Here is a 25404-nt window from a genome sequence, read left to right as displayed (position 1 = left end):
TGCCGCTGCAGCGGCTACCAACATAAAGGCAGTTAGGGTCCAGCCGACAAGCGCGGGATCGTCGAACAGGCGATAAAACGTTGGCATGGCAGAAAACACCATGCTGGTCTCAAAGATCGATGCGATATCCGCAGCGATCAACGCAATGATGACCCACTTCCAACTTCTAGACTGTACAGGTACGGCATTCATGCGCATGGCTCCTTCGCGGAGGACAACGGGCTCGCGCGCATTGAAACCTCCTCACCTTTTGGAATTGTTATGGGTGGCGCTTGTTCCACGGAACGACCGCAGGGCTAAGGAAGCAGAAAAATCATTGCTTGCCACAACCCATGAATCATACTAATCATATAAATCATTAAGCGTCAATATTACCCAGAAAATCCCGGGCGGATTCGGACAAGGCACCCGTAAAAACGCAAACGGCCCAACCGGTGAAAACCGGTTGGGCCGTTGACCACTCAGCGCTCTCGAATCAAGCAGTGGCTGGATAACCTCCGCCACCATGCAGCTCATTGACGGCATCACGATTCAGCTGCCCGTCACCACCGCGCGGCAGACTGTCGACAAACTCGACAATCTTCGGTTTTTTGTACGATGCCAGGCGTACTTTGCAGTGCTCGATCATTGCGTCGGCCTCGATGTGCTGCCCTTCGCGCAACACCACCAGGGCCTTGACGCTCTGAGCCCAAACGGGGTCTGGTACGCCGATCACACAGACATCCGCCACCTGTGGCAGCATGCGCAGGCATCCTTCGATCTCGGCAGGGTAAATGTTCTCCACCCCGGACTTGATCATGGTTGTCTTCGGCCCGACAAAGGCAATAGCACCGTCCGGCAAACGCCTGCCCAGGTCGCGGGTGCGATACCAGCCATCCGCGGTACGCTGCTGATTCTCTTCTTCACGATCAAAGTAACCGGCCATGACCTGCGCGCCACGGACGCTGATTTCTCCGACATCACCGTCGGGCACGTCTTGGCCGCTGTCATCAAGGATACGCACCTGCACCAACGGCGACGGTCGTCCGGCCCCTTCCCCACCCAGCCAGGCCATCACGGTAAAGCCTACCAATTCAGTCTGGCCATACAGTCGCGGGGCGCGGTTGAGCGGTGCACCTTGTGGCATCACCAAGGGGCTGGTCCATTCCGGCGCCAGTGGCGACGACCACAGGCTGGAAACGTCGTAGCAGCCGTCGGCGTTGATCTGGCGAATCTGCTCCAGGGTCGGTAACGCCACGAAGGCATGGCTGACCCGCTCCTGTTCGATCAGTTGCAGCATGCGCTCGGCATCCACGCGGGCGATGAAGACGTTCTTGCCACCGAACTGGAACGTCGCGAGGGTCGAGTTCAAGGTGCCCAAATGAAACAGCGGGCCGGAATTGAGGAACACCGATGCTTCGCTGATGCTATTGCTGTACGCCAGCATCAAGCCCTGATAGAGGATCGCGCCCTGGGTCAGCAGCGCCGCATTGGGGTGACCACCAAATGCCGCGGTATAGATCGCCAGCAAGGGGGTATCTGCGTCCACCCGAGTCTCGATATCGACATCCGGCTGGCCTGCGATCCACTTCTCGTAGCCGCTTTCATCGTCGGCCTGTACCCACAGCGCGGCATGCTGGCTCAACTCACGAGCCTGAACTACTGCTTCTCCGACCTCTGCCTGCTGCCAAAGCACCACAGCAGGTTTGAAATCATCGATGACGAAGGCCAGTTCATGGGCGCTCTGGCGCCAGTTCGCCGGGCAAAAAACCGCACCGAGTTTGGCTGCCGCGAGCAAACATTCGAGTACCCTGAAATCATTCTGGCCCAGCCACAAAACCCGCTGGCCATGCGTCACACCGGCGGATTGCAGGGCATGGGCGAGACGGTTGACCCGAGCGTCCAGTTGCGGCCAGGTCAGGCGTGTGTCGCCATCCACTACCGCTTGCATGTTCGGGCGCGAGCGTCGGTGCTCACGCAAAACGTCCGCCACGCCGTGCATGCGGATCAGGTTGAAATTATCTTGAGCCGTCTGGGCCTGTTGCATCTTGGGAGTCCTCATCGATCGCCCCCGGCCAGGCCGGGGGCGAAGCGTGTCAGGCTGGAACAATCCGGGGATCGGCACTGCCGCAACTGCAGGCGCCATGCAGCACCTTGCCGCGCACACCGGTGTGGTAGTGATGGAAGGGTTGGCAGCGCTCCAGGCGACTGCTGATCACCACTTCTCCGTCGATTGCGTCCACTGCCCACTCGAAGCGGTCGATGTGCGCTCCCGTACCAGCACTGCATTCGATGGCCAGCGCTGGACCCAGCTCAAGGCAACGAAACACCGTCAAACCCGGTTGACCGGCCAACCGCGCATACGCGTCAGGCCAGGCCCAGACCACCAAGCCGGCAAACAGCTTGAGCGGGTCGTGGCCAAGCCCTGCCAAACCGTCCAGTGTGGCAGCGGTGATGCCATAGGCGCCGACCAGATTGAAGCGACGAATGATCGACTCCACTCGACGGGCATCAAACAGTGAGGAGTCGGCCGAAACCGCTACCATGTTGAATTGCATCACCGCACGTTCCATCCCCAGGGCCTGTATACCCTGGTCGAACAGCGCGGTGACCAGCAGATTGCTGCCCATATGGAAATCGAAGGTGTTGAGCACCTTGAGGATCGAGCGCGTCGAGCGTTCGGTTTCCAGTGCCGAATATGGCAGGGCCTGACGCTCGCCCTGCGCGTCGATGTAACGACCCACGGCCATCGGGGAAAGTACGGTTGACTGCTGAACTGGACTATTCATTGCTTGGTCACCCTCGGGATCTTGTTTGGCGGTCCGTCCTTGAGCATGGACTGGTTCGTGGCCAGAATAATCTTCACCGGCACCTGCAGCGCGGTGGAAACGACATCGGCAACCCGTGCCGACAACTGCTCCAGACTGTCCTTCAGTGCACTTTCCTCATAGCCCACACGCAAGGTCAGGACGTCGGCTTCGCGCTGCGGACGAATCATCTGGAACAAGCCTGTGCGGGTCTCTTCGAACTGCTCCATAAGCGGCCAAATATCGATCGGCAGGATCGAGCGACCCTCGATCAACATCTCGTCACCTTTGCGCCCGATGGGCTTGAGCCGTCCATGGGTGCGCCCGCAGCTGCACGGCTTGCGGGTGAACTGCACCAGGTCATCGGTACGGAAGCGAATCAGCGGACCGACGTCGTCCAGCAATGCCGTGACGACCAGTTCGCCGCGCGAATCATCTGGCATCTCGGCGTCACCGTCGGGGTCCAAATGCTCGATAAGGGCGATGTCTTCCCAGGTATGCATGCCGTCATGGGCGCGACAGTCCATGGTGGTGGTGATGTCGCCCAGCGAGCTGAGCTCGAAAATTTCCAGGCCCCAGCCTGTGACCACGGCACGGAAATGCGGGCTCATCGGCTCGCCGCCGAACACAACGCCCTTATAGGAGCTGAAAGCCTCCTTGAGGTCGTCGCCGGTGTCCTTCTCATATTTCTCCAGCGCGATGATCAGCGGAGTAGAGAGCATGAACATCGCTTTGGGGCGCAACTCACGAGACATCTTGACCAGGTGAGGCATTTCGCTGGGCAGGTGCTGTACGGTGACCGGGCGGAAACCGCTGTCCATCCACTTGTCGGCGTTCAGACCTTCGCGAAAGGTAAACAATGCGTAGGTGAAGTAGTCGTTTGCACGCACCCCGATATGCCAGAGCTCGCGCTTGAGCCCGGCGATTGCAACGTGGTATTCGGAGCGCGGCAGCGGAGTCGGATCGCCGGTCGTCCCCGAGGTAAAACCGACACCGCGTAAATGCGGCGGGCCGACACAGACCAGGCCGCCAGACGGGTCGCCATGCTCGTCGCGAAACTGGCGGATACGGTCCTTGTCGATAAACGGCACCTTGGCCTTGAAGTCCGCCAGGCTCTTGATGTCCTCGGGTTTGACGCCCGCCTCATCCCAAACCTCGCGGATCAGTGCCGAGCGGCTGTAGACATACGGAACCAGCTTGAGGATCCGCGCCTCCTGTAGTTTTTCGATATCAGCCCGCGACATCGTTTCCATGTCCGGGTCGAAAAACTTGTCGTCGTCCAGTCGTGTCATAGCGTTACCTTGTTATTGTCGTAGCTATTGGTAGCCGGGCGCCGGGTTATGAAACTCCGGTCGTTCCTGGCGAAACAGTCGCGCCGCATTGAGGCTGAGTGCACCGGCTTTTTATATCAATCATCAAGCTGATTATGCGACAGCACCAAGCATGCATCAAGCCGCAAAATCGTATCAATGATTAGTACCTAAATAGCCAATATCACACCGCGCAATACCTGCGCGAGATCAACAGTCCTTGAATACTGGCTTACGGCGCTCCACAAATGCCAGGACACCTTCCTTGGCATCATCGGTCATACCAACGCGGTGACCAAGTTTGGCTTCCAATGCCAGGCCATCCGCTAACGAAAGGCTGGTGCCTACACGCACCGCCTGACGAATGGCCTGTTGGGCCGGCAGACTGTAACCGCTGTACTTCGCCGCAAAATCACAGGCTTCTTCCAGCAGGTCATCCGCGCTATCGGCAATATGATCGACCAAACCCACCTTGCAGGCGGCCGGCCCATCAAGTGTTTCTCCGCTCATCATCATCCGCAGTGCAGGCCCCGGACCAATCAGCCTGGGCAATAACTGGGTGGCACCGTAGACCGGTATCAATCCCAGGCGTATCTCCGGGACAGCCATTTTTGCCTCTGCAACACAGACCCGAAACGTACAGCCCAGGGCTATTTCCAGGCCGCCGCCCATGGCTGCACCATTGATCGCTGCCACGCTGATTTTCGGGAACTCAGCCAGACGCAGCATCAAGCGATGCATGCGTGCGATACGCACGGCCGGATCGCCATCACGCTCGCTGAGGTCGGAGCCGGCGCAGAATGCCCGCCCCTGCCCCGTGATGACCAGTGCGCGACTGTCGTCACTGGCAATACGGTCCAGATGCGCATCCAGCTCATCGAGCAAGGCATCATTGATCGCATTGAGTACTTGCGGGCGATTGAGGGTCAGTACAGCGCAATTGCCCTGGCGATGATGGTCAATCAGGTTCACGGCTTTACTCCTGTAGCACGGTTAAGATGGTCTTGCCGATACGCTGGCGATTGAACGTCGAGGCCAACGCCGACTGGAAATCGTTCAGGGCATAGACAACACCTGCGGCCGGTTGCAACGTACCGTCGTCAACCCAGCGCGCCAATTGTTCGCGGGAGGCAGCGGCCTTTTCCGGCTCGCGCAAGGCAAACTGGCGGATATCCACGCCTAGCAAAGCGGCACCCTTGAGTAGCGCCAGGTTAGTAGGCAAGGCCGGGATGCCACCACCGGCGAAGCCCAGGGCCAGGTGACGTCCACCCCAAGCCAGACGCCGGAAAGCCGCCTCGAATCCTTCACCACCAACCGGATCGAAAATCACATCGACACCGACGCCCCCGGTCAGAATCTTGAGCTGCTCCGACCAATCGGCCGCGCTTGAGTCAAGGCACTGTTGTGCACCGGCTGCCCGCGCAGCTTCGCGCTTGTCCGAAGTGGACGCTGCGCCAATGACCTGAGCACCCAGCAGACGGGCGATCTGAACGGCCGCCAGACCAAGGCCACCGGCAGCACCGAGCACCAAAACCCGCTCGCCGGATTGCAGCCTGGCGCGGTCCCGCAGGGCGTGGAAGGCCGTGGTGTAATCGACCCAGAACGCCGCAGCGCGGGCAAAATCCAGACCATCAGGCAGGGGAACCAGGCTTGAGACTGGCACCACGACAAACTCCGCGCAGCCGCCGCCCATTGCTGTAGCCGCGTACCGCTGACCAGGCTCGACACCATTGACCCCCGGCCCCAGGGCATCGACGACCCCGGCAAACTCGCACCCAGGCACAAACGGTAAGGCCGGCTTCAACTGATAGCGACCGGTACACAGCAACCCGTCAGCAAAACCAAGCCCGGCACTATGGACCTTCAGGCGTACCTGCCCGGGGCCAGGCTCTGGCAGTGGAAGACTGTCAAGCGCATAGTCATCCAGGCTTTCCAGGCGATGGCCCAACACAGCCTGCATGCGCACCTCGCTCACAACGCCAGCGCCTGGGCCTGTTTCAGCGCCGCTCGGTACTGCTGCTCCAATTCATCGATCAATTCGGCAACACTGGGCAACCCGTTGATCGCGCCAACGCCCTGCCCGGCCGCCCAGATGTCTTTCCACAGCTTGAAATCGCCATGCCCGCCGGTCCCGACTCCGGGTTGCGGCGCCGCTGGCAAACGCGCGGGATTGAGCCCCGTGCGAGCAATACTGGCTTTCAGATAATTGCCACGCATCCCGCTGAACAGGTCGGTGTAGACGATGTCGTCAGCACCGGCAGCCTGCAGCATCTCCTTGTACACGGCATCAATCTCGCTTTCGGCCGTGCCCAGGAAACGAGTGCCCATATAGGCCAGGTCCGCGCCGAGCAGCTGCGCGGCCAGAATGTCTTTGCCGTGGGCCAACGCGCCAGACAACAGCAACGTGCCATCGAAGAAGCTACGAATTTCATTGACGAAGGCAAACGGATTAAGGTCGCCACCATGACCGCCGGCGCCAGCGCACACCGCTACGATGCCATCGACGCCTGCGGCCGCGGCTTTTTCGGCATGCCGCACGCTGACCACATCATGGAACACCAGGCCGCCGTAACCATGTACGGTCTCAACCACTTCGCCCGGGGAGCCGACACTGGTGATAACCACCGGTACGCGATGTTTTTCCAGCAGGGCCAGGTCACGTTCCTTGCGCGAATTGGCAGGAGACAGAATCTGGTTGATGGCAAAAGGAGCCGCCTGCGGAGTCGTTGCGAGTTCCTCTACCAACTGGGCCAGACAGTCGTCCAGTTGCTCACTGCTGCGAATATTCAAGGCCGGCATCGAGCCAACGACACCGGCCCGGCACTGGGCGAGCATCAGCTTCGGGCTGCTGGCCAAAAACATGGGCGCGGCCACCAGGGGCAGGCGTAGACGGTCGCGTAGAAGCGTGGGCAATGGCATAAGCTCTCCTGTACTCGGAATGAGTGATGGCGTCCGGAAGGTCGAAAACGGATGGATAAAGACTGAACCAACACCCCAAATTCGAGCTAAATCATATATATCATTGGCGCATAATATTTTCAAAGCTTTCCCTACCAGTGAGCCGAAATTTCATTATCCGCACAACGGCAAAAACGAGGGCCAAGCGCGCAATTTTCCTTCGAGAGAGCTTCCTCAGGTAGTCCTTGAGTTTCTCCAGCAACAGCCCGCGCGATATCGGATGCTCGATCGGGATCAACCCGGGAGCCGGCTGGTAGTGCTTGAGCAGATTCTTCGCAACCGTCACCTTGTGCACTGCAGCCAAGCCATCGACCAGCCCCTTGGATGCGGCATAGATCCACATCTCGCCCAGGACCATTTCGTGCAAAACACCGAGCGAGCCATGGACTTGCATGGTGCGCTGGACGATGTCGCGCTGAATCCGGCTCGGCCGCCTTGGTGGCCGCGATGCACATGCCATCGCGAGACCTGATGTTCGAGAAAGCGTCAATCCTCTTCAGCGAGCCTCCCCCACGTCGGGTATTCCTTCGATTCCGATGGTCCTGCCTCTTGCTCTATTATATGTATGATTATAATCTTTAGGTCTCATGCGGCAGTTCGCCGCCGCACCGACCTTGAGGGATCCTTGACGTGAATGACGCCTTTATCTACGACCACGTACGCAGCCCGCGCGGCAAGGGCCGCCCGGATGGCGCACTGCATGAAGTCAGTGCTACCGCGCTGGCAGCCCAGACCCTGAGCGCCTTGCGCGATCGCAGCCAACTCGATACCAGCCTGGTCGATGATGTTTTACTGGGTTGTGTCATGGCGGCTGGTGAGCAAGGCGGCAATATTGCCCGGGTCGCGGCCCTGGCTGCCGACTACGACCAGAGCGTGCCGGGCCTGCAGCTCAATCGCTACTGCGCCTCAGGCCTTGAAGCCGTCAACCTGGCTGCCTCTACTCTGCGTGCAGGCGAAGCGCGGGCCATCGTTGCCGGTGGTGTGGAGAGCATGTCGAGGGTGCCAATCGGCTCCGATGGCGGCTCCGTTTATACCGACCCCCAGGTCATCTGGAAAACCTGGTACATCCCCCAGGGCATCGGTGCCGATCTGATTGCCGAACAGGACGGCTATAGCCGGGTAGACGTCGATGCCTTTGCCCTGCGCAGTCAGCAACGGGCAGCAGCTGCCGAAGCGGATGGTCGATTCCTGCAATCGCAATTCGTTGTCACCGACCTGCTCGGCCAGCCCCTGCTCGATTGTGATGAAGCGATTCGCCATGGCGCGAGCCTGGATGATCTGGCGCGTCTCAAACCGGCTTTCGAGGCCATGGGCAGCCAGAACGGTTTTGATGCCGTGATGCTGCAGCGCTATCCGGATATCGAAGCGATCCGTCACGTCCACACCGCGGGTAACTCCAGCACCATCGTGGACGGTGCGGCTGCCGTCTTGCTCGGCAATGCCGAATTCGGCCGCAATGCGGGCCTGCGTCCTCGCGCCCGTGTGCGCAGCTACACCTCGATCGGCTCCGAGCCGGCCATCATGCTCACCGGCCCCGCGGCCTGCACCGAAAAGCTGCTGGCTCGAACCGGCATGACCATCGCAGACATCGACTTGTTCGAAGTCAATGAAGCCTTCGCCTCGGTGGTGATGCGCTACATGCGCCATTTCAATCTCGACCCTGACCGCGTCAACGTCAATGGCGGCTCGATCGCCATGGGCCACCCACTCGGCGCAACCGGCGCGATGCTGATCGGCATTGTGCTCGATGAACTGGAGCGTCGCGACCTGAACATCGCGCTCGTCACCTTGTGTGCCGCTGCCGGCATGGCCACCGCCACCCTGATCGAGCGGATCTGAGCATGGAATCGAACACAATGAATACCTTGAAACTGGAACTGGGCGCCGATGGCGTAGCCGTTATTACAATCAATCTGCCTGATCGCCCGGTGAATGTGTTTACACCCACGTTCGTTAGTGAATTGCAGGCAGCGGTCGAAGAAGTCATTACCAACACCGGCATTCGCGGTGCAGTCCTGACCTCAGGCAAATCCGGCTTTATCGCCGGCGCCGATCTCAAGGACCTGGTCGATGCCTTCGACCAGGGGGTCGATGCTGTGCAGGCATCGCAACGCTTCGAACGCGAAAACGCTCTCATGCGTCGCATCGAAACCGGTGGCAAGCCCTTCGTCGCCGCGCTCAATGGCCTGGCGCTGGGCGGCGGCCTTGAGCTGGCGCTGGCGTGCCATCGGCGCTTGCTGGTCGATAGTCCCAAAGCCATCGTCGGCTTGCCAGAAGTCACCGTCGGCTTGCTGCCTGCCGGTGGTGGTACGCAACGCCTGCCTCGTCTGATCGGGATAGAAAAAGCCCTGCCGCTGTTGATTGAAGGCACCAGCCTGAAACCTGCCCAAGCCTTGCAATTGGGCGTGGTCGATGAGCTGGTCGATGCTGCTGATCTGCTGGAGCGAGCGCGTAGCTGGGTTCTGGACAACCCGCAAGTGACTCAACCGTGGGATGTAAAAGGCTACCGGATTGCCGGTGGTGTGGGCTGTCTGGCCCCGCACGCCACCCGCTCCTTCCAGTTTGGCACTACCCTGGCCAAAGCCTCCGGCGCGCAAAACTACCCCGCAAAGCTGGCGATTCTTTCGGCGGTGTTTGAAGGCACCCAGTTACCTATCGACAAGGCCCTGGCGGTCGAAGCCAAGTACTTCGGCACGCTGCAGGCCAATCCGGTCGCACGCAACCTGATGCGCACGATGTTCATCAACAAAGGCGCCGCCGACAAACTCGTCCGCCGCCCTGCAGGCCCGGCCAAAACTGCCGTGCGCAAGGTGGGCGTGGTGGGTGCCGGGATGATGGGCGCTGGCATCGCTTACGTCAGTGCCGCTGCCGGTGTTCCGGTCATGCTGCTCGATACCAACGCTGATGCTGCGGCCCGGGGCAAAGACTACTCCCGGCGCATCCTCGACAAGGCCGTGGAGCGCGGCACCCAGACCCGCGACAAGGCCGATGCCATCCTCGCCCTGATTGAGCCCTGCTCTGACTACGCCGCCTTCGACGGTTGCGATCTGGTCATCGAAGCCGTTTTCGAAAACCGTGAAGTCAAAGCATCGGTGATCAGCAAGGCCGAAGCCGTGCTTGCGCCTGATGCAGTATTTGCCAGCAATACTTCCACCCTGCCGATCACCGGGCTGGCCGAATATTCCAAGCGTCCTGATAATTTCATCGGCCTGCACTTCTTCTCGCCGGTCGAGCGCATGCCGCTGGTCGAAGTGATCGTCGGCAAGCAGACCAGCGAACAAACCATCGCCCGCGCTTTGGACTTTGTCGGTCAATTGCGCAAAACCCCGATCCTGGTCAACGACAGCCCCGGTTTCTATACCAGCCGCATCTTCAGTACCTATACCGATGAAGGCATGGCCATGCTGGCCGAAGGCGTCAACCCGGCTCTGATCGAAAATGCCGCGCGCCTGGCCAGTGCGGCCACCAGCCCGTTGGCAGTGACCGATGAAGTCTCGCTGGACCTGCAGAAAAGTGTCATCGACCAGGCCCACAAGGATGGCCTGCCGGCCAAGTTCCTGCGCCTGCATGCCAGGCCCGTGGTCGAACTGATGAACTACCTTGGCCGTCTCGGCCGCAAGAGCGGCGGTGGCTTCTATGAATTCCCGCAGGGCGGCAAGAAGCATCTGTGGCAGGGGTTGGCCGAGCACTTCCCGCGTGCCGCGCAACAACCGGATGTCGACACCGTCAAGGACCGCCTGCTCTACATCCAGTCGCTGGAAACCGCGCGTTGCGTCGAGGAAGGTGTACTTAGCGACGCCGCCGATGCCGACCTGGGCAGCATCCTCGGACTGGGCTTCCCTTCCTGGACGGGCGGCACGCTCTCTCTGATCGACACCCTCGGTGCGCAAGCTTTCGTCGCACGCTGCGATCAATTGGCCGATGCCTTTGGCGAGCGTTTCCGGCCTTCGGCCTGGCTGCGTGCCCGTGCCGAGCGCGGCGAGCGCTTCCACCCACGCAACGATGCGGCCTGAGAGGACAGCACATGTTCCAGAATCGACTGATCTTTGACAGCGACCATGAGTTGTTCCGCGACCAGGTGCGCAAGTTTGTGCAGAAAGAAATAGCCCCTAACGTCGATCATTGGCGTGAAGCCGGGCGTTGCGACCGGGAAATCTTTCGCAAGGCCGGCGCACAGGGACTGCTGTTGATGTGGGCCGATGAAACCTATGGCGGTTGCGGCCTGGAGGATCTGCGCTACGAGCAGATCGTCTACGAAGAGGTGATTCGCCACGGCGACATCGGCGTGTTTTTCACCCTGCACTCACGCATTGTCGGGCCTTACCTGCAACGCTTCGGTACAGAGGAGCAGCGTCAACGCTATCTGCCGGGCTGCATCAGTGGCGAGACGATCCTCGCCGTCGCCATGACCGAACCGGACGCCGGCTCGGACCTGGCCGGCATGAAAGCGCGCGTGGAGGACTGCGGCGATCATTGGATGCTCAATGGTTCCAAGTTGTACATCTCCAATGGGCTCAATGCCGACTTGATGGTCGTCGCCGCTCGAACCGGCAGCGAACGCTATGCAATCGGCCTGTTTCTGGTGGAAGCGGATTGGCCAGGGGTCAGTCGTACGCCATTGACGAAGATGGGCCTCGATGCCCAGGACACCGTGATTGTGTTCTTCGACAACGTGCGCATCCCGAAGACCAACGGCTTGGGCGATCCGCAAAAAGGCTTCACCTATCTCGCCGAAGGCCTGGCTGAAGAGCGTTTGCTTTCAGCCTGCCAGTCGATGGCCCATGCCCAGGTCGCCTTCGACCTGACCCTGGACTATGTCAAGGATCGCCGAGCCTTCGGCCGTCCGGTCGGCACCTTCCAGAACAGCCGATTCAAGCTGGCTGAACTGCGCGCCCTGCTCGATTGCCAGCAGACCTGGATCGACCAGTTGGTGCTGCAACACAACGCCGGCCAGTTGAGTGCCGAAGGCGCCGCGTCCGCCAAATTGCTGACCTCGGAACTCGAAGGACGAGTCATGGATGAATGCGTGCAGCTGCATGGCAGTGCCGGCTACATGGATGAATACCGAATTTCCCGGATGTACCGCGATGCGCGGGTGTCGCGAATCTTCGCTGGCACCAGCGAAATCATGAAAGAAATCATCGGCCGGGCCCTCGGCCTGGATGAACGAAAAGTCAAGTGAACGAGGCAGTCACCATGAAAACACGTATTACCGAAATGCTTGGCATCCGTTATCCAATCATTCAGGGCGGCATGCAGTGGGTTGGCCGCGCAGAACTCGCATCCGCCGTTTCCAACGCGGGTGGCCTGGGCATGCTGACCGGCCTGACACAGCCGACCCCGGAAGCCTTGGCCAAGGAAATCCGCCGCTGCCGCGAAATGACTGACAGCCCGTTCGGGGTCAACATGACCATCTTCCCGACCATCAGTCCTCCGCCTTACGACGAGTACATCGATGCAATCATCGCCAATGGGGTGACCATTGTCGAAACCGCCGGCAACAAAGCGATTGAATTCATGCCGAAGATGAAAGCGGCCGGCATTCGCATCATTCATAAATGCGTGGCGGTCAGGCACGCCCTGAGTGCCGAAAAACTGGGCGTGGATGCCATCAGCATTGACGGCTTTGAATGTGCAGGGCATCCCGGTGAAGAAGATATTCCTGGCCTGGTGCTGATTCCGGCGGCAGCAAAGGCGTTGACGATCCCGGTAATTGCCTCAGGCGGTATTGGCGATGGTCGCGGCATGGCCGCCGCCCTGGCCTTGGGTGCCGAGGGGATCAACATGGGCACCCGCTTCTGCATGACCCAGGAAGCGCCGATTCACGAAAACATCAAGGCCGCGCTGCTCAAGGGCACCGAGCGTGATACCAACCTGATCTTTCGCAGCATGAAAAACAGCGCCCGGGTATTCAAGAACGCGATTTCCGATGAAGTCGTTGCCACCGAACGTCGCCCAGGTGGTTGCGCCTTTGAAGACATTCGCCCGCTGGTGGCCGGTGCTCGCGGCCGTGCCGCGCTGGAGGCCGGTGAGATCAACGAAGGGATCATCACGGCAGGCATGGTCATTGGCTTGATCGACGACTTGCCAACCTGTGACGAATTGCTTGAGCGCATGGTTCGAGAATGCCGCGAGCGCCTGGCGTTTGCCACGCGCCTGGCCAGTGCCTGAATCAGCCCAGCCTAAACAAAACAAACAAGAAAGCAGGTTATCGCATGTATCAAGGTCAAACGCTGCACCTGACCCGCCTCGACAATCAACTGGTCGAACTGTGCTTCGACCGCAAGGGCGAGGCCGTCAACAAATTCGATGCCCTGACAGTCGAAGAGCTGCGCATCGCCTGCAAAGAAATACGCGACAGCGGTGATATCATTGGGCTGGTGCTGACCAGTGCCAAGGACAGCTTTATCGTCGGTGCCGACATATTCGAGTTCACTCAACTGTTCGCCCGCCCCGCAGCTGAACTGGCCGCTTACAACCTGGCCCAGAACCAGGTTTTCAACGAATTGGCGCAGCTCCCGATACCGACGGTATCGGCTATCAACGGGTTGGCTTTGGGTGGCGGTTTCGAAGTCACCCTGGCCACCGATTACCGGGTATTGGGCAGCAACGCGAAGGTCGGCTTGCCAGAAGTCGGCCTGGGCATCATTCCAGGCTTGGGCGGCACGGCCAGGTTGCCCCGCTTGATCGGCGCCGCTGCCAGTATCGACTGGATCACTTCCGGCAAGCCACAGAAGGCAGCGACTGCAAAACAACTCGGTGCAGTCGATGAAGTCGTCGATGACTCGGCTGTTGGCGAATGTGCGCTGGCCGTATTGGCCGAGGCCGTCAGTGGTTCACGTGATTGGCGCCAGCGGCGAATTGAACGCAGCCAGCACTTTGCATTGGATGCGCAACAGATTGCCGATGCCAAGGCTGCCGTGATTGCCCGCAACCCATTGGTGCCTGCGCCACTGCTGGCCATCGAGCTGCTCGAGCGCAGCGCCGCGCTGTCCGTGGATGAGGCGTTGACCGAAGAAAACCTTACCTTTTCACAAGTTGCTCAGACCCAGGCCGCCCAGGCACTGGTGCAGCTGTTCATCAACGATCAGTACCTGCGCAAGAAAGCGCGCGGCTACGCCAAGGCTTCGCGCGAGCTGAACAGCGCTGCGGTACTGGGCGCCGGCATCATGGGCGGCGGTATCGTCTACACCAGCGCTGCCAGCGGTGTACCGACCATCATGAAAGACATTTCCCAGGCTTCACTGGATCTGGGCATGACCGAAGCCGGCAGATTGCTCGACAAGCAGGTGAGCAGCAACCGCATGAGCCAGGACCAGGCCGAAAAGGTACTGGGCTCGATTACGCCAACTCTGGATTATCTGGGCATGGGCGCAGTCGACATACTGGTTGAGGCCGTTGTTGAAAACCTCGCGGTGAAAAAAACCGTGCTGGCCGAAGTCGAAAACCTGGTTGCCCCCGCTACCGTGCTTGCATCCAATACCTCGTCGTTGTCCATCACTGAGCTGGCCAGCGCGCTGCAACGCCCGGAAAATTTCGTCGGCATGCACTTCTTCAACCCGGTGCCCGTCATGCCGCTGGTCGAAGTCATTCGCGGCGCGCATACCAGCGAGCAATCGGCGGCAACGGTTGCCAGCTACGCCGCGACCCTGGGCAAAACGCCTATCGTGGTCAAGGATTGCCCGGGCTTTCTGGTCAATCGGATCCTGACCGCCTACATCGTGGCTTTTCTGCGACTGATTCATGACGGTGCCGACTACCGGGCCATCGACCGGGCCATGGAGGATTTTGGTTGGCCCATGGGCCCTGCGTACCTGCAGGATGTCATCGGCATGGACACTTCGCGCCATGTAATCGAATGCATCACTCAGGGCTACGGCGAACGCATGCTGCCCGGATTCTCCCATGCGGTCGATGCCATGGTCGCCGACAAGCGTCTGGGCCAGAAGAGCGCAATAGGCTTTTACCGCTACGACCGCGATATCAAGGGCCGTCTGGTGAAATCCGTCGATCCGCACACCGAAATCCTGTTGGCCAGCGTGCAGCCAAACGGGCGTCGCGAGTTCAGCTCGGATGAAATCGTCGAGCGCATCATGCTGCCGACGCTGATCGAAGCAGCCCGGGCGCTGGAGGAAGGTATCGCCGAAAGTGCCATCGAAATCGACATGGCGTTGATCCTCGGTGTGGGTTTCCCGCGTCCGATCGGTGGCGCCCTGAAGTACGCCGACTGGCTCGGCTTGCCGGCATTGGTAGAGCGTTGCGACCACTACGCCGCTCTCGGAGGGCTTTACCAAGTCACTCCTCAAATGCGCGATATGGCTTCGAAAAACCTGAAGTTCCATTCATGAATCCGTGCATGCACCTTCGACCATTCTTATCAGCCTTTTGAAGCGGAAATAACCATGGACTTCACCCTGTCACCCGAGCTGCTCGACCTGCAACAACGCACCCGTGCCTTTATCGCCGAGCACATCATCCCGTTGGAAAAGGACCCGCGCTGCACCGCTCATGGCCCGACCGAGGACCTGCGCCGGGAAATGATTTCATTGGCACGCAAAGCCGGCCTGCTGTCCTCGCACATGCCCACCGAGCTGGGCGGGCTTGGCCTTGACCATCGGGCCAAGGCGATACTCTTCGAAGAAGCGGGCTACTCGCCGTTGGGGCCGGTGGCGTTGAACATTGCTGCGCCCGACGAGGGCAACATGCACATGATGGAGGTGATCGCCACCCCGGCGCAGAAAGAGCGCTGGCTCAAGCCCCTGGCCCTGGGCGAGATTCGTTCGTGCTTCTGCATGACCGAGCCTTCGCCGGGTGCGGGTTCGGACCCGGGCATGCTCGCCACCACTGCCGTTCGCGATGGCGACGATTACCTGATCACAGGCGAGAAATGGTTCATCACCGGAGCCGAAGGGGCCACTTTCGCCATCATCATGGCCAAGCTTGAAGATGGTCGGGCGACCATGTTCCTCGCTGACATGGACCGTCCGGGCATTGAGATCGTACGTGCGATGGACGCACTCGATTCATGCTTCCCCGGTGGCCATGCCGTCGTGCGTTTCGACAATCTGCGGGTGCCTGCCTGTGACGTATTGGGCGAGCCTGGCGAAGGCCTAAAATATGCGCAGGTGCGCCTGTCCCCTGCCCGCCTGACCCACTGCATGCGTTGGCTCGGTGCAGCACGTCGCGCCCATGACGTAGCGACCCGCTACGCGGCACAACGCCAGGCATTCGGTAAATCCCTGGGCGAGCATGAAGGTGTTGGTTTCAAGCTGGCCGATAACGAAATGGACCTGCACGTCACGCGCCTGGCGGTCTGGCACTGCGCCTGGGTATTGGACCAGGGCAACCTTGGGCGCCATGCCTCGAGCGTCGCCAAGGTGATCTCTTCCGAAGCAATCTGGCGTGTGGTCGACCGCAGCGTACAGATCCTCGGTGGCCAGGGCGTCACTCACGAAACCATCGTCGCGCGGATCTTCTCCGATGTGCGGGCCTTCCGCGTCTATGACGGCCCATCGGAAGTGCACCGCTGGAGCATCGCCAAGAACGTTCTGCGTCCTCACACTCAGGCTCGCTGAGCGCGGCCCACTCGATCAAGGAGCTTTGCATGAAACAAGCCTATATCGTCGATGCGCTGCGTACGCCCACCGGCAAACGCGCCGGCAGCCTGTCCCAGGAACACCCCATGGACATGGGCGCACATGTCATCAAGGCACTGGTGGAGCGCAACTCGATTCCAGCCGAGGACTATGACGACGTCATCTTCGGCACTATCGATGCCATTGGCCCGAATGCAGGCAACCTGGCTCGCTTCTGCTGGCTGGGTGCCGGCCTGCCCAATAACGTGCCCGGCGTGACCATCGACCGCCAGTGTGGCTCGTCCCAGCAAGCCGTGCATTTTGCTGCCCAGGCCGTCATGAGTGGCACTCAAGATGTGGTGATTGCCGGCGGCGTGCAAAACATGAGTCAGATCCCTATCAACACCGCCTTGTACATTGCCAAGGACCTGGGCTTTGCCGATCCGTGGACCTCAGCCAAAACCTATCAGGCCCGCTATGGCACGCAACAGCTCTCGCAGTTCGAGGCCGCCGAGCGCATTGCGCGTCACTGGGGTTTTACTCGCCAGGACATGGAAGCCTATGCCCTGCGCTCCCACGAGCGTGCTCTGGCCGCGATCGAGCAAGGGCGTTTCGCCCGGGAGATCGTGCCCTATGGCGACTTGCGCATGGATGAAACGGCCCGACGCAGCAGCCTGGAAAAAATGGCCACGCTGCAGACATTGCTGCCGGACGGGCAATTGACTGCGGCCACCAGCAGCCAGATGTCCGATGCCGCCAGTGCGGTATTGGTCTGTTCCGAAGAGGCAGTCAAGCGTTATGGCCTCAAACCACGGGCACGCATCGTCCATATGAGCGTTCTTGGCGACGACCCGGTTTGGATGCTCACTGCACCTATCGCCGCCACTCGCCGGGCCCTGGAAAAAGCCGGCCTGCGCATGGCCGACATCGATCGGGTGGAGATCAACGAAGCCTTCGCCAGCGTGTCCATGGCCTGGCTGCAGGAACTGGATTACTCGGCCGAGCAGACCAACGTCAATGGCGGCGCCATCGCCCTGGGCCACCCGATCGGAGCCACCGGTACCAAGCTGATGACCACCTTGCTCCACGAACTGGAGCGCAGCGGTGGCCGTTATGGCTTGCAGACCATGTGCGAAGGCGGCGGTCTGGCCAACGTGACCATCATCGAGCGGCTGTAAGCCGATAAACCCAAGGAATTGCCTGATGAATACAGCCGTCACTGTCAGCCACCACGATACGGTGGCTCTGGTCAGTATGAACCTGTCGGAAAAGCGCAACAGTTTGGTACCTGAACTCTATCGCCGCCTGGCCGACGAACTCGAAAGCCTGCAAGACAACGAGAACGTTCGGGTGATCGTACTCAGCGGCGGCCAGCACTTCTGTGCCGGGGGGCCGCTGGATGGCCTCGATACCCGGCCGATGGCCATGCGCAAGGACATGCGCTGCGGCCATCGGGTCATTCGTGCCATCGCCAATGGTCGGGTGCCGGTGATCGCCGCCGTGCAAGGCGCTGCATTCGGTGCCGGCCTGTCCTTGGCAGCGGCTTGCGACTTCGTCGTGGCCGATGCCGACAGCCGCTTCGGTGCAGTATTCGGCAAAGTCGGGGTCATGCCTGACTGGGGTTCACTCTGGACCCTGCCTCAGCGTATCGGACTGCCACGGGCTCGCCAGCTGGTCATGTTTCAGCAGATTCTCGGCGGTGAAGAAGCTGCACGCCTAGGCCTGGTCGACTTTCTGGCCGAACCCGGGCAGGTCTTGGAGACGGCTCTCCAGCGCGCCCAACAATTGGCCGCCAGTGCACCAGGGCCGCTGTCGGCAGCCAAAACCTTGTTGGGTCGATACCCTTTGAGCCTGGACACCCTGCTTGACTGGGAGGCCGACACTCAAGCCTTGCTGATTGGGTCGGAAGATTTTGCCGAAGGCCGTGACGCATTCTTCCAAAAGCGCGCAGGAGTTTTTCGTGGGCTCTGAAGCCACTGTGCAACACCTCAACACAGCGTCTGAAACCTGGGATGGCGTGGATATCACGCCTCTCCTGGACGTGGTGGAAGTCGGACCGGACCGCTTCACCTGCAACTGCTTCCACGCCAATCAGAATGCTGCGATCTACGGTGGGCAAACACTGGGCCTGGCGGTCGCAGCCGCCATCGCCACCGTCGACGCGCATTTGCATCCCCACGTCCTTCAAGTCAGCTTTCTGGCTGCAGGTGATGTTAACGCTCCCCTGTCGATTGAAGTCGAACGCATACAGCAAACCAGACGCTTCGCCGCGCGGCTGGTTCGACTCATTCAACACGGCCGCTCCATTGCGATTGCCACATTGTCCTTCCATGCCGGTGAAAACGGCATGGAGCACCAACAGCCATGTGAAGCCGCACCCGACCCGGAAAGCTTGATGGGCCTGGTACAGGTTCGCGAAGCCTTGCATCAACGACTCAATCCCATAGAACGGGTGTTTATCGGCAAAACCCGTTCGGTGGATATTCGTCCGGCAGACCCGGAACAGTTTGTGCTCGGCCGCGACGACCAAGCCAGGATCCGATACTGGATGCGCACCGCTCAGTCCCCCAATCTGCCAGCACGACTGCAACCGGCAGTGCTCGCTTACCTGAGTGACTTCTGGTTCGGCATAACGGCGCTGATGCCACACCGTGAACACAAACTGGGGGAGGATCTGTTTGTTTCCAGCCTCAACCACACGATCTGGTTCCATCAGCAGGATGTGCAGGCCGATGAGTGGTTGCTGGTCTCTGCCCACAGTCCATTCACGGGTTCGGGGCGCGGCTTGACGCTAGGCCACGTTCACGATCAAAAGGGCAGACTGGTAGCGACGTTGGGGCAGGAAGGCTTGTATCGATTACGTTGAACGGTAGAAATGCGAAGGGGGCGCAAGCCCCCTTTTCATTGTATCGACTGTCGGATCAAGCCTTGCCCAACTGGTTGAACGGCGTATCCCGATCGCTACGTGGTTCAGGCGGCAAGCCAAGTACCCGTTCAGCGATGATGTTGCGCAGGATTTCATCGGTACCACCGGCAATGCGCAAACCCGCAGACCACATGTACCAATAGTTGAATCGACGAGCCTGCGGATCATCGAACTCTCGAAGACCATCCACACCTAACGCTTCCAACGCGCAGGCGCTCATGTCCTGAAGGTTCTTGGCCATCACCAGCTTGTTGATCGAGGCTTCGGGGCCCGGTACACCACCGCGCGAAACGGCAGTCATTGAACGCATGCGCGTCAAAGAGATACCTTCATCAGCCACATAAAAACGGGCCAGAGCATCGGCATCGAACAGGTCCGCCAGCTCACTGGCCACTGGCGCGCCGGACGGCTTGCCGCCGACGGCAAGGCGTTCGAACATCAGGGTACTGAGGGAAACTTTCCAGCCTTCTCCAACCTCACCAAGGCGCTGGGCGTCGGGAATGCGCACGTCCGTGAAGAAAACTTCGTTGAACTCCGCATCGCCCAATAGCGTCCGGATCGGCCGCACTTCAACGCCAGGCGCACGCATGTCGACGTAGAACATGGTGAGCCCTTTATGCTTGGGCGCCGAAGGGTCCGTACGTACCAGCAAGATCCCGAAGTCGGACTCGTGGGCGTAGGACGTCCAGACTTTCTGGCCATTGACCACCCAGTCATCGCCGTCACGCACAGCGCGGGTTCTCAAGCCTGCCAGATCGGACCCGGCGGCCGGCTCGGAGAACAACTGGCACCAGATCTCCTCGCCGCGCATGCCCTTGGACATGAAACGGTCCATGACCTGGGCCGAACCATGGGTAAACAAAGTCGGCAAGCACATGCCGATACCGACTGCGAAAGGCACGACCGGAAGGCTGTAATGCTCTTCTTCCTGGTGAAAAATCACGTGCTCGATAGGGCTGCCACCCTGCCCGCCAACGTGCTTTGGCCACATGATGCCGACATAGCCGGCGTCTGCCTTCAGTTGTTGCCAGCCACGCGCCAACGCCATGAAGCGCTGATGCTCCAGGCCTTCTTCAGGCCTGACTTGGTAAGCGGGCGCATTGGCGCTCAGCCATTCGCGCACCTTTGCGCGATAGGTTGCTTCTTGAGGCGTATCTTGAAAATCCATGGATATCGCTCCTGTGTCCGGTCAAGCCGCTTTGCGCTGCAAGGCTGCCTTGAGACGGCGAGCCCAAAAGGCACGGCCTCCCAGTTGGGTAGCCATCAGCCGCGCGCGACGGTAGAAAAGTTGGATATCGCTTTCCCAGGTGAAACCGATCCCGCCGTGCAACTCCACCGCGGCTTCGGCGGCCTGGCAAAAGGCCTCAGTGGCTGCCAGTCGCGCACCCGCGGCGGCGCGGGGCAAGTGCTCGGGGGCTTGGGTCAAGGCCCATGCACCGTAGTAGCAATGGCTGCGGGCCAACTGGTTTTTCACGTAAAGATCGGCCAGTGTGTGTTTGACGGCCTGATAGCCGCCTACTACGCGGTTGAACGCCTGCCGCGTCTTGACGTACTCCAGGGTCGACTCCAACGCTGCCTCGGCGCTGCCCAATTGCTCGAATGCACTGAGTACGGCTGCGGCATCCAATGCGCGCTCGGAAAGCGCACTGCCTTGCCCTGCTGCCCCCAATCGCACGCAACTGACAGCGTCCAGATGAAGGTCGGCATGACGACGGATCCGGTCGATCGCCTCGACCGGCACCAGGCTCACCCCCGCTGCCTGAGCCTCGACCAGCCACCACCCCCAATCCTGGCCATCTTCATCGGCGCACGCCGAAACGATAAACACATCCGCCACCGGTGCATCAGCGACCATGGCTTTATGGCCACTGAGTTTTCCGGCGATGACGCGTGCCTGGGGCCGCTCAGTCCAGGCTGCCTGGCCCCGCTCGGTAAAAGCGACGGTGGCGGTTTTTTCCCCCGCCGCCAGTTCACCCAGCAGCGCCGACGCGACCTGGCAGTCCGTCAACTGCTGCAATGCGGTACTGGCGTGCAATACCGAAGAACTGAACGGGATCGGCGCGAGCGTACGACCCGCCTCTTCGGCCAGAACGCAAAGCTCCAGAGCCGAAAGTCCCAGACCACCATCGGCCTCGGCGATAGCAGCCGCCGGCCAGCCCAGCTCCTGCACCTGGCTCCACAGTGCCTGATCATGACTCTGCGGGCTTTCCAGCAGTGCCCGGGCGCGGCCCAGACCCTCAGCGAATACCCGCTTGGCCTGATCGCGCAACTGCTCCTGATCAGCAGAAAAATCAAAGTTCATAGTGATCGCACCCCAGGCCCATGCAAGGCCAAAGCTTATTGTTCACGGGCATGGAAACGCTCGCCACTCTCAGCACGTTGACGCATCCAGGCTGATGGACGGAAACGCTCGCCATGGAGATCGGCCAATCGATCGCAGGCGTTGACGAAGGCAATGCCGCCGACTGTATCGATCAAACTGAACACGCCGCCCGTCCAGGTCGGGAAACCAATGCCCAGCAACGAGCCGACATCACCTTCGGCAGCGCTGCCGATAACACCCTCTTCCATGCAGCGTGCTGCTTCCAACGCCTGGATATAGAGCATGCGCTTCTTGATGTCTTCAACATCGGGTTGCACGAGCAGTGGCGGATAGACATCGGCAAGACCCGACCACAAAGTACGTTTGCCCTCTGGATAGTCGTAGAAACCTTTGCCGCAACGACGGCCGATTCGCCCCAGGGTTGCGCTGAACATCTCTTGAACCTTGAACCCCGCAGGCTCACTCCAGGCATCACCCAAAGCAGCACGTTCGGCCAAGGATGACTTGTAGCCGTTCTCCATCCCGATATCGTCAAGCAACGCCAATGGCCCCATGGCAAAACCTGCCAGACGTGCAGCATTGTCGATCAGGGCCGGCTTGACGCCGCTACCCAGCATTGCCAGCGACTCTTGAAGGTATGCAGCAATCACCCGAGAGGTGAAGAAGCCTCGCGAGTCCTTGACCACGATCGGCGTCTTGCGCAACAAACGAATGAAATCCAGGGCGTGAGCCAGGGTGGTATCACTGGTTTGCTGACCGACCACGACCTCCACCAACGGCATGCGATCGACGGGCGAGAAGAAATGCAGCCCGATAAATCCATCGGGGCGATTGAGGTCGCGAGCCATGTCGGTAATCGGCAAGGTCGAGGTGTTGGAGGCGAGAATCGCGCCCGGTTTCATGACGGCCTGCGCCTGCATGAACACAGCAGCCTTGACCTGTACATCTTCAAAGACCGCTTCGACCACCAGATCGCACTCGGCAAGTTCCGAGTAATCGCCTGTTGCCTGAATACGCGCCAGGATCTCATCAGCGCTGGCCTGAACCATGCGCCCCTTGGCCACTCGTTTGGCGAATTCATCGGCCAACCGCTGGCGGCCGGCAGTGGCTTGTTCAGCACTGGCATCCAGCAACACCACTTGCAAGCCAGCGACTGCCGCAGTCTGGGCGATACCGCTGCCCATCAGACCCGCTCCGACTACCCCCACCCTGGTGATCGATGCCGGCTCGATGGCTTTCGGCCGACGGGTGAGTTTTTCCAGCTCGCCCTTGTTCACAAACAAGGTGCGGACCATGTTGCAGGCAGTTGGATCGAGCACCAGCTTGGCGAATTCGCAAGACTCGATATGCAGCCCCGCGTCGATTGGCACACAGGTGCCATGAGCGACAGCGCGGAGCAAGGCGATCGGTGCCGGCAGATTGCGCGCGGTATCCCGGGCAATCTGCGTGGTCGTCAGGTTGAACAGGTTACCGAGTTCTGCATCCGCAAAACCTGCTCCACCGGGGACCTGATAGCCCTTTTTGTCCCAGGGTTGCTGGGCATCGGCATGTTCAAGGATCCAGGCGCGCGCCGCTGGCAGCAACTGCTCTGCGCTGAGTACGCCGTCGACGATACCCTTGGCCAATGCAGCATCTGGCGACAGCAATGTGCCTTTCATCATCAGCGGCAGTGCACTGGCAATACCGATCAACCGCGGCAGGCGCTGCGTACCGCCGGCACCCGGCATCAGGCCCAGCGTGGCCTCAGGCAAGCCGAGCAAAATGCGCGGGTTGTCCAATACCAGACGGTGGTGGCAGGCCAGAGCGATTTCCAGGCCACCGCCCAAAGCGGAGCCATTAATTGCAGCCACATAAGGCTTGCCGCTGCTTTCCAGGCGGCGCAGCAATGGACTCATCTGGGTCGCCATATCGCGGGCATCAGCCACGCTCAATTCGCGAGACAAGGTCCGTACGATTTCCTTCAGATCACCACCGGCGACAAAATCTTTCTTCGCCGAGGTGATGACAACGCCGCGAATCTCGGCATCGGCGGCCACTCGTTCGACGACCTCTGCCAGCTCATCTCGAAATCGCTCGGTGATGGTGTTGGCCGGTTGCCCGGGGATGTCGATAGTAACGACAGCAACGCCATCTTTACCCAACGCAAAATCAAAGGTTTCAAACATGCAATGGCCCATCCTTGCAGAATTTGGTGAGGATCGAATTCAGACGCGCTCGATAATGGTTGCCGCGCCCATGCCGATGCCGACACACAGCGTGACCAGTGCAGTGCTGCCACCGGTGCGTTCAAGTTCATCGAGGACGGTGCCGAGCAACATCGCACCGGTCGCGCCCAGTGGGTGACCCAGGGCGATGGCACCGCCATTGACGTTGATCCGCTCATGGCCAATGTTCAGCACTCGCATGTATTCCAGCACGACAGAGGCGAACGCTTCATTGAGTTCAAACAGGTCGATATCGGCAACGCTCATTCCTGCTCGCTCCAGAGCGCGCAGCGAAGCTGGCGCCGGGCCGTCCAGCATGATGGTCGGGTCTGAACCAATGCTGGCGAAACTGCGAATACGTGCGCGGGGCTTCAGACCCAGACGTTTTCCTGCTTCCAGCGAACCGATCAACACCCCGGCGGCACCATCGACGATGCCCGACGAGTTACCGGCGGTATGCACGTGCTCAATCTCGAAAACATCAGGATATTTTTGCAGGGCAATGGCGTCGTAGCCGCCCAGAGTGCCCATTTGCGCGAACGCCGGCTGCAAACTGGCAAGGTCCTCCGCGCGGGTTTGCGGACGCATGTGTTCATCGCGCTCGAGCAAGGGGAAGCCGAGCGAGTCCACTACCGGTATCACCGAGCCATTGAAACGACCTTCGTCCCAGGCACGCCCGGCCCGCTGCTGGCTGGCCAGCGCGTAGGCATCGACATCGCTGCGGCTGAAACCACTGCGCGTGGCAATCAGGTCGGCACCGATGCCTTGAGGTGCAAATGCGGTGGCATAAGCAATGGCGGGATCCCTGGCCCAGGCGCTGCCCTGGGAGCCCATCGGAACGCGTGACATGGACTCCACACCGCCGCCAATGGCCAGATCGACCTGCCCGGCCATGACTTGCGCGGCCATCATGTTGACCGCGTCGAGCCCCGAAGAACACGCTCGATCCAACTGCAGTCCGGGCACACTATTGGCATAACCGGCCATCAAAATGGCGGGACGGGTCAGGTTTGAACCTTGCTCACCAAATGGCGTGACCACACCCAATGCCACTTCTGCGACTTCGGCGCTGTCGAGTTGATTGCGATCACGCAGGGCACGTAGCACCTGTGCCGCCAGCTCTACCGAGCTGACCGAGTGCAAGCCGCCATTGGAACGTCCGCGGCCACGAGGCGTGCGCACATGATCGAAAATATAGGCTTGAGCCACTGTCTGTCTCCCCATCCGGACCATTCATCATCGAGCAGGCCTAAGCCAATCACCTCGACGCCATAGAGCACAATGATATGTATGTTTAAGATGATAAACAACTGGGTCACAGG

21 protein-coding genes are annotated in these 25404 nt (G+C 60.3%); 9 read left to right on the top strand and 12 right to left on the bottom strand.

Annotation, left to right across the window (positions count from 1 at the left end):
• The 8 genes from PMI22_RS25085 to PMI22_RS25120 all read right to left on the bottom strand — a co-directional run.
• The coding region (locus PMI22_RS25085) for a hypothetical protein (protein WP_007943255.1) at nt 1–192 on the bottom strand (192 nt) is incomplete at its 3' end.
• A 283-nt stretch (nt 193–475) separates the two neighbouring features.
• Nucleotides 476–2026 carry an AMP-binding protein gene (locus PMI22_RS25090; protein WP_007943254.1) on the bottom strand — a complete coding sequence of 517 codons (1551 nt, stop codon included), beginning with the start codon at nt 2024–2026 and terminating at the stop codon, nt 476–478.
• 49 nt (nt 2027–2075) lie between these two features.
• Nucleotides 2076–2768 carry a hypothetical protein gene (locus PMI22_RS25095; protein WP_007943253.1) on the bottom strand — a complete coding sequence of 231 codons (693 nt, stop codon included), beginning with the start codon at nt 2766–2768 and terminating at the stop codon, nt 2076–2078.
• Nucleotides 2765–4078, bottom strand: coding sequence for a phenylacetate--CoA ligase family protein (locus tag PMI22_RS25100; RefSeq protein ID WP_007943252.1), 1314 nt, complete (start codon nt 4076–4078; stop codon nt 2765–2767). Before PMI22_RS25100 ends, PMI22_RS25095 begins: the two co-directional genes overlap by 4 nt.
• Before the next feature lie 228 nt (nt 4079–4306).
• Nucleotides 4307–5068, bottom strand: a complete 762-nt coding sequence (locus PMI22_RS25105; protein WP_007943251.1) for an enoyl-CoA hydratase/isomerase family protein — start codon at nt 5066–5068, stop codon at nt 4307–4309.
• Between the two features lie 4 nt (nt 5069–5072).
• A complete protein-coding gene (locus tag PMI22_RS25110; protein WP_202949205.1) occupies nt 5073–6071 on the bottom strand; it encodes an NADPH:quinone oxidoreductase family protein in 999 nt (332 codons plus the stop codon).
• Nucleotides 6068–7015, bottom strand: a complete 948-nt coding sequence (locus PMI22_RS25115; RefSeq protein ID WP_007943249.1) for an NAD(P)H-dependent flavin oxidoreductase — start codon at nt 7013–7015, stop codon at nt 6068–6070. The genes PMI22_RS25110 and PMI22_RS25115 overlap by 4 nt, the downstream gene beginning before the upstream one ends.
• A gap of 100 nt (nt 7016–7115) precedes the next feature.
• Entirely contained in the window at nt 7116–7514 is a 399-nt protein-coding gene (locus PMI22_RS25120) for a hypothetical protein (RefSeq protein WP_007943248.1), read from the bottom strand.
• A 170-nt stretch (nt 7515–7684) separates the two neighbouring features.
• Between PMI22_RS25120 and PMI22_RS25125 the strand changes: the two genes are divergently transcribed.
• From PMI22_RS25125 to PMI22_RS25165, 9 genes are read left to right on the top strand one after another with little or no spacing between them, the layout of a single operon-like run.
• Nucleotides 7685–8893, top strand: coding sequence for an acetyl-CoA C-acetyltransferase (locus tag PMI22_RS25125; protein WP_007943247.1), 1209 nt, complete (start codon nt 7685–7687; stop codon nt 8891–8893).
• Between the two features lie 17 nt (nt 8894–8910).
• On the top strand, nt 8911–11067 hold the full coding sequence (locus PMI22_RS25130; protein WP_033048766.1) for a 3-hydroxyacyl-CoA dehydrogenase NAD-binding domain-containing protein: 2157 nt from the start codon (nt 8911–8913) through the stop codon (nt 11065–11067).
• 11 nt (nt 11068–11078) lie between these two features.
• On the top strand, nt 11079–12236 hold the full coding sequence (locus tag PMI22_RS25135) for an acyl-CoA dehydrogenase family protein (protein ID WP_007943245.1): 1158 nt from the start codon (nt 11079–11081) through the stop codon (nt 12234–12236).
• Nucleotides 12233–13225: an NAD(P)H-dependent flavin oxidoreductase gene (locus tag PMI22_RS25140; protein WP_274517753.1), complete on the top strand. Its 993-nt coding sequence runs from the start codon at nt 12233–12235 to the stop codon at nt 13223–13225. The genes PMI22_RS25135 and PMI22_RS25140 overlap by 4 nt, the downstream gene beginning before the upstream one ends.
• Nucleotides 13226–13269: 44 nt before the next feature.
• On the top strand, nt 13270–15402 hold the full coding sequence (gene fadB / locus PMI22_RS25145; protein ID WP_007943243.1) for a fatty acid oxidation complex subunit alpha FadB: 2133 nt from the start codon (nt 13270–13272) through the stop codon (nt 15400–15402).
• Between the two features lie 54 nt (nt 15403–15456).
• Nucleotides 15457–16629: an acyl-CoA dehydrogenase family protein gene (locus PMI22_RS25150; RefSeq protein ID WP_007943242.1), complete on the top strand. Its 1173-nt coding sequence runs from the start codon at nt 15457–15459 to the stop codon at nt 16627–16629.
• 29 nt (nt 16630–16658) lie between these two features.
• Nucleotides 16659–17807, top strand: coding sequence for an acetyl-CoA C-acetyltransferase (locus PMI22_RS25155; RefSeq protein ID WP_007943240.1), 1149 nt, complete (start codon nt 16659–16661; stop codon nt 17805–17807).
• Between the two features lie 25 nt (nt 17808–17832).
• The gene (locus tag PMI22_RS25160; RefSeq protein ID WP_007943239.1) at nt 17833–18600 is read left to right on the top strand and encodes an enoyl-CoA hydratase/isomerase family protein; all 768 of its coding nucleotides are present in this window, start codon (nt 17833–17835) and stop codon (nt 18598–18600) included.
• Nucleotides 18590–19495 (top strand): acyl-CoA thioesterase, encoded by a 906-nt coding sequence (locus PMI22_RS25165; RefSeq protein WP_007943238.1) that lies wholly within the window; start codon nt 18590–18592, stop codon nt 19493–19495. The genes PMI22_RS25160 and PMI22_RS25165 overlap by 11 nt, the downstream gene beginning before the upstream one ends.
• 55 nt (nt 19496–19550) lie before the next feature.
• Here the strand turns inward: PMI22_RS25165 and PMI22_RS25170 are convergent, their stop codons facing one another.
• The 4 genes from PMI22_RS25170 to PMI22_RS25185 are packed head-to-tail and all read right to left on the bottom strand — an operon-like array spanning nt 19551 to nt 25291.
• A complete protein-coding gene (locus PMI22_RS25170; protein WP_007943237.1) occupies nt 19551–20723 on the bottom strand; it encodes an acyl-CoA dehydrogenase family protein in 1173 nt (390 codons plus the stop codon).
• Nucleotides 20724–20744: 21 nt separating this feature from the next.
• Nucleotides 20745–21857 carry an acyl-CoA dehydrogenase family protein gene (locus PMI22_RS25175; RefSeq protein ID WP_007943236.1) on the bottom strand — a complete coding sequence of 371 codons (1113 nt, stop codon included), beginning with the start codon at nt 21855–21857 and terminating at the stop codon, nt 20745–20747.
• A gap of 35 nt (nt 21858–21892) precedes the next feature.
• On the bottom strand, nt 21893–24043 hold the full coding sequence (locus PMI22_RS25180; RefSeq protein WP_007943235.1) for a 3-hydroxyacyl-CoA dehydrogenase NAD-binding domain-containing protein: 2151 nt from the start codon (nt 24041–24043) through the stop codon (nt 21893–21895).
• Nucleotides 24044–24082: 39 nt separating this feature from the next.
• Nucleotides 24083–25291 (bottom strand): acetyl-CoA C-acetyltransferase, encoded by a 1209-nt coding sequence (locus PMI22_RS25185; RefSeq protein ID WP_007943234.1) that lies wholly within the window; start codon nt 25289–25291, stop codon nt 24083–24085.
• Nucleotides 25292–25404 lie beyond the last annotated feature (113 nt).

The sequence above is a fragment of the Pseudomonas sp. GM21 genome (genome assembly GCF_000282215.1).
Classification (GTDB): Bacteria; Pseudomonadota; Gammaproteobacteria; order Pseudomonadales; family Pseudomonadaceae; genus Aquipseudomonas.
The sequence above is the reverse complement of the archived record's forward strand: the minus strand, read 5'-3'. Positions and strand labels throughout refer to the sequence as shown.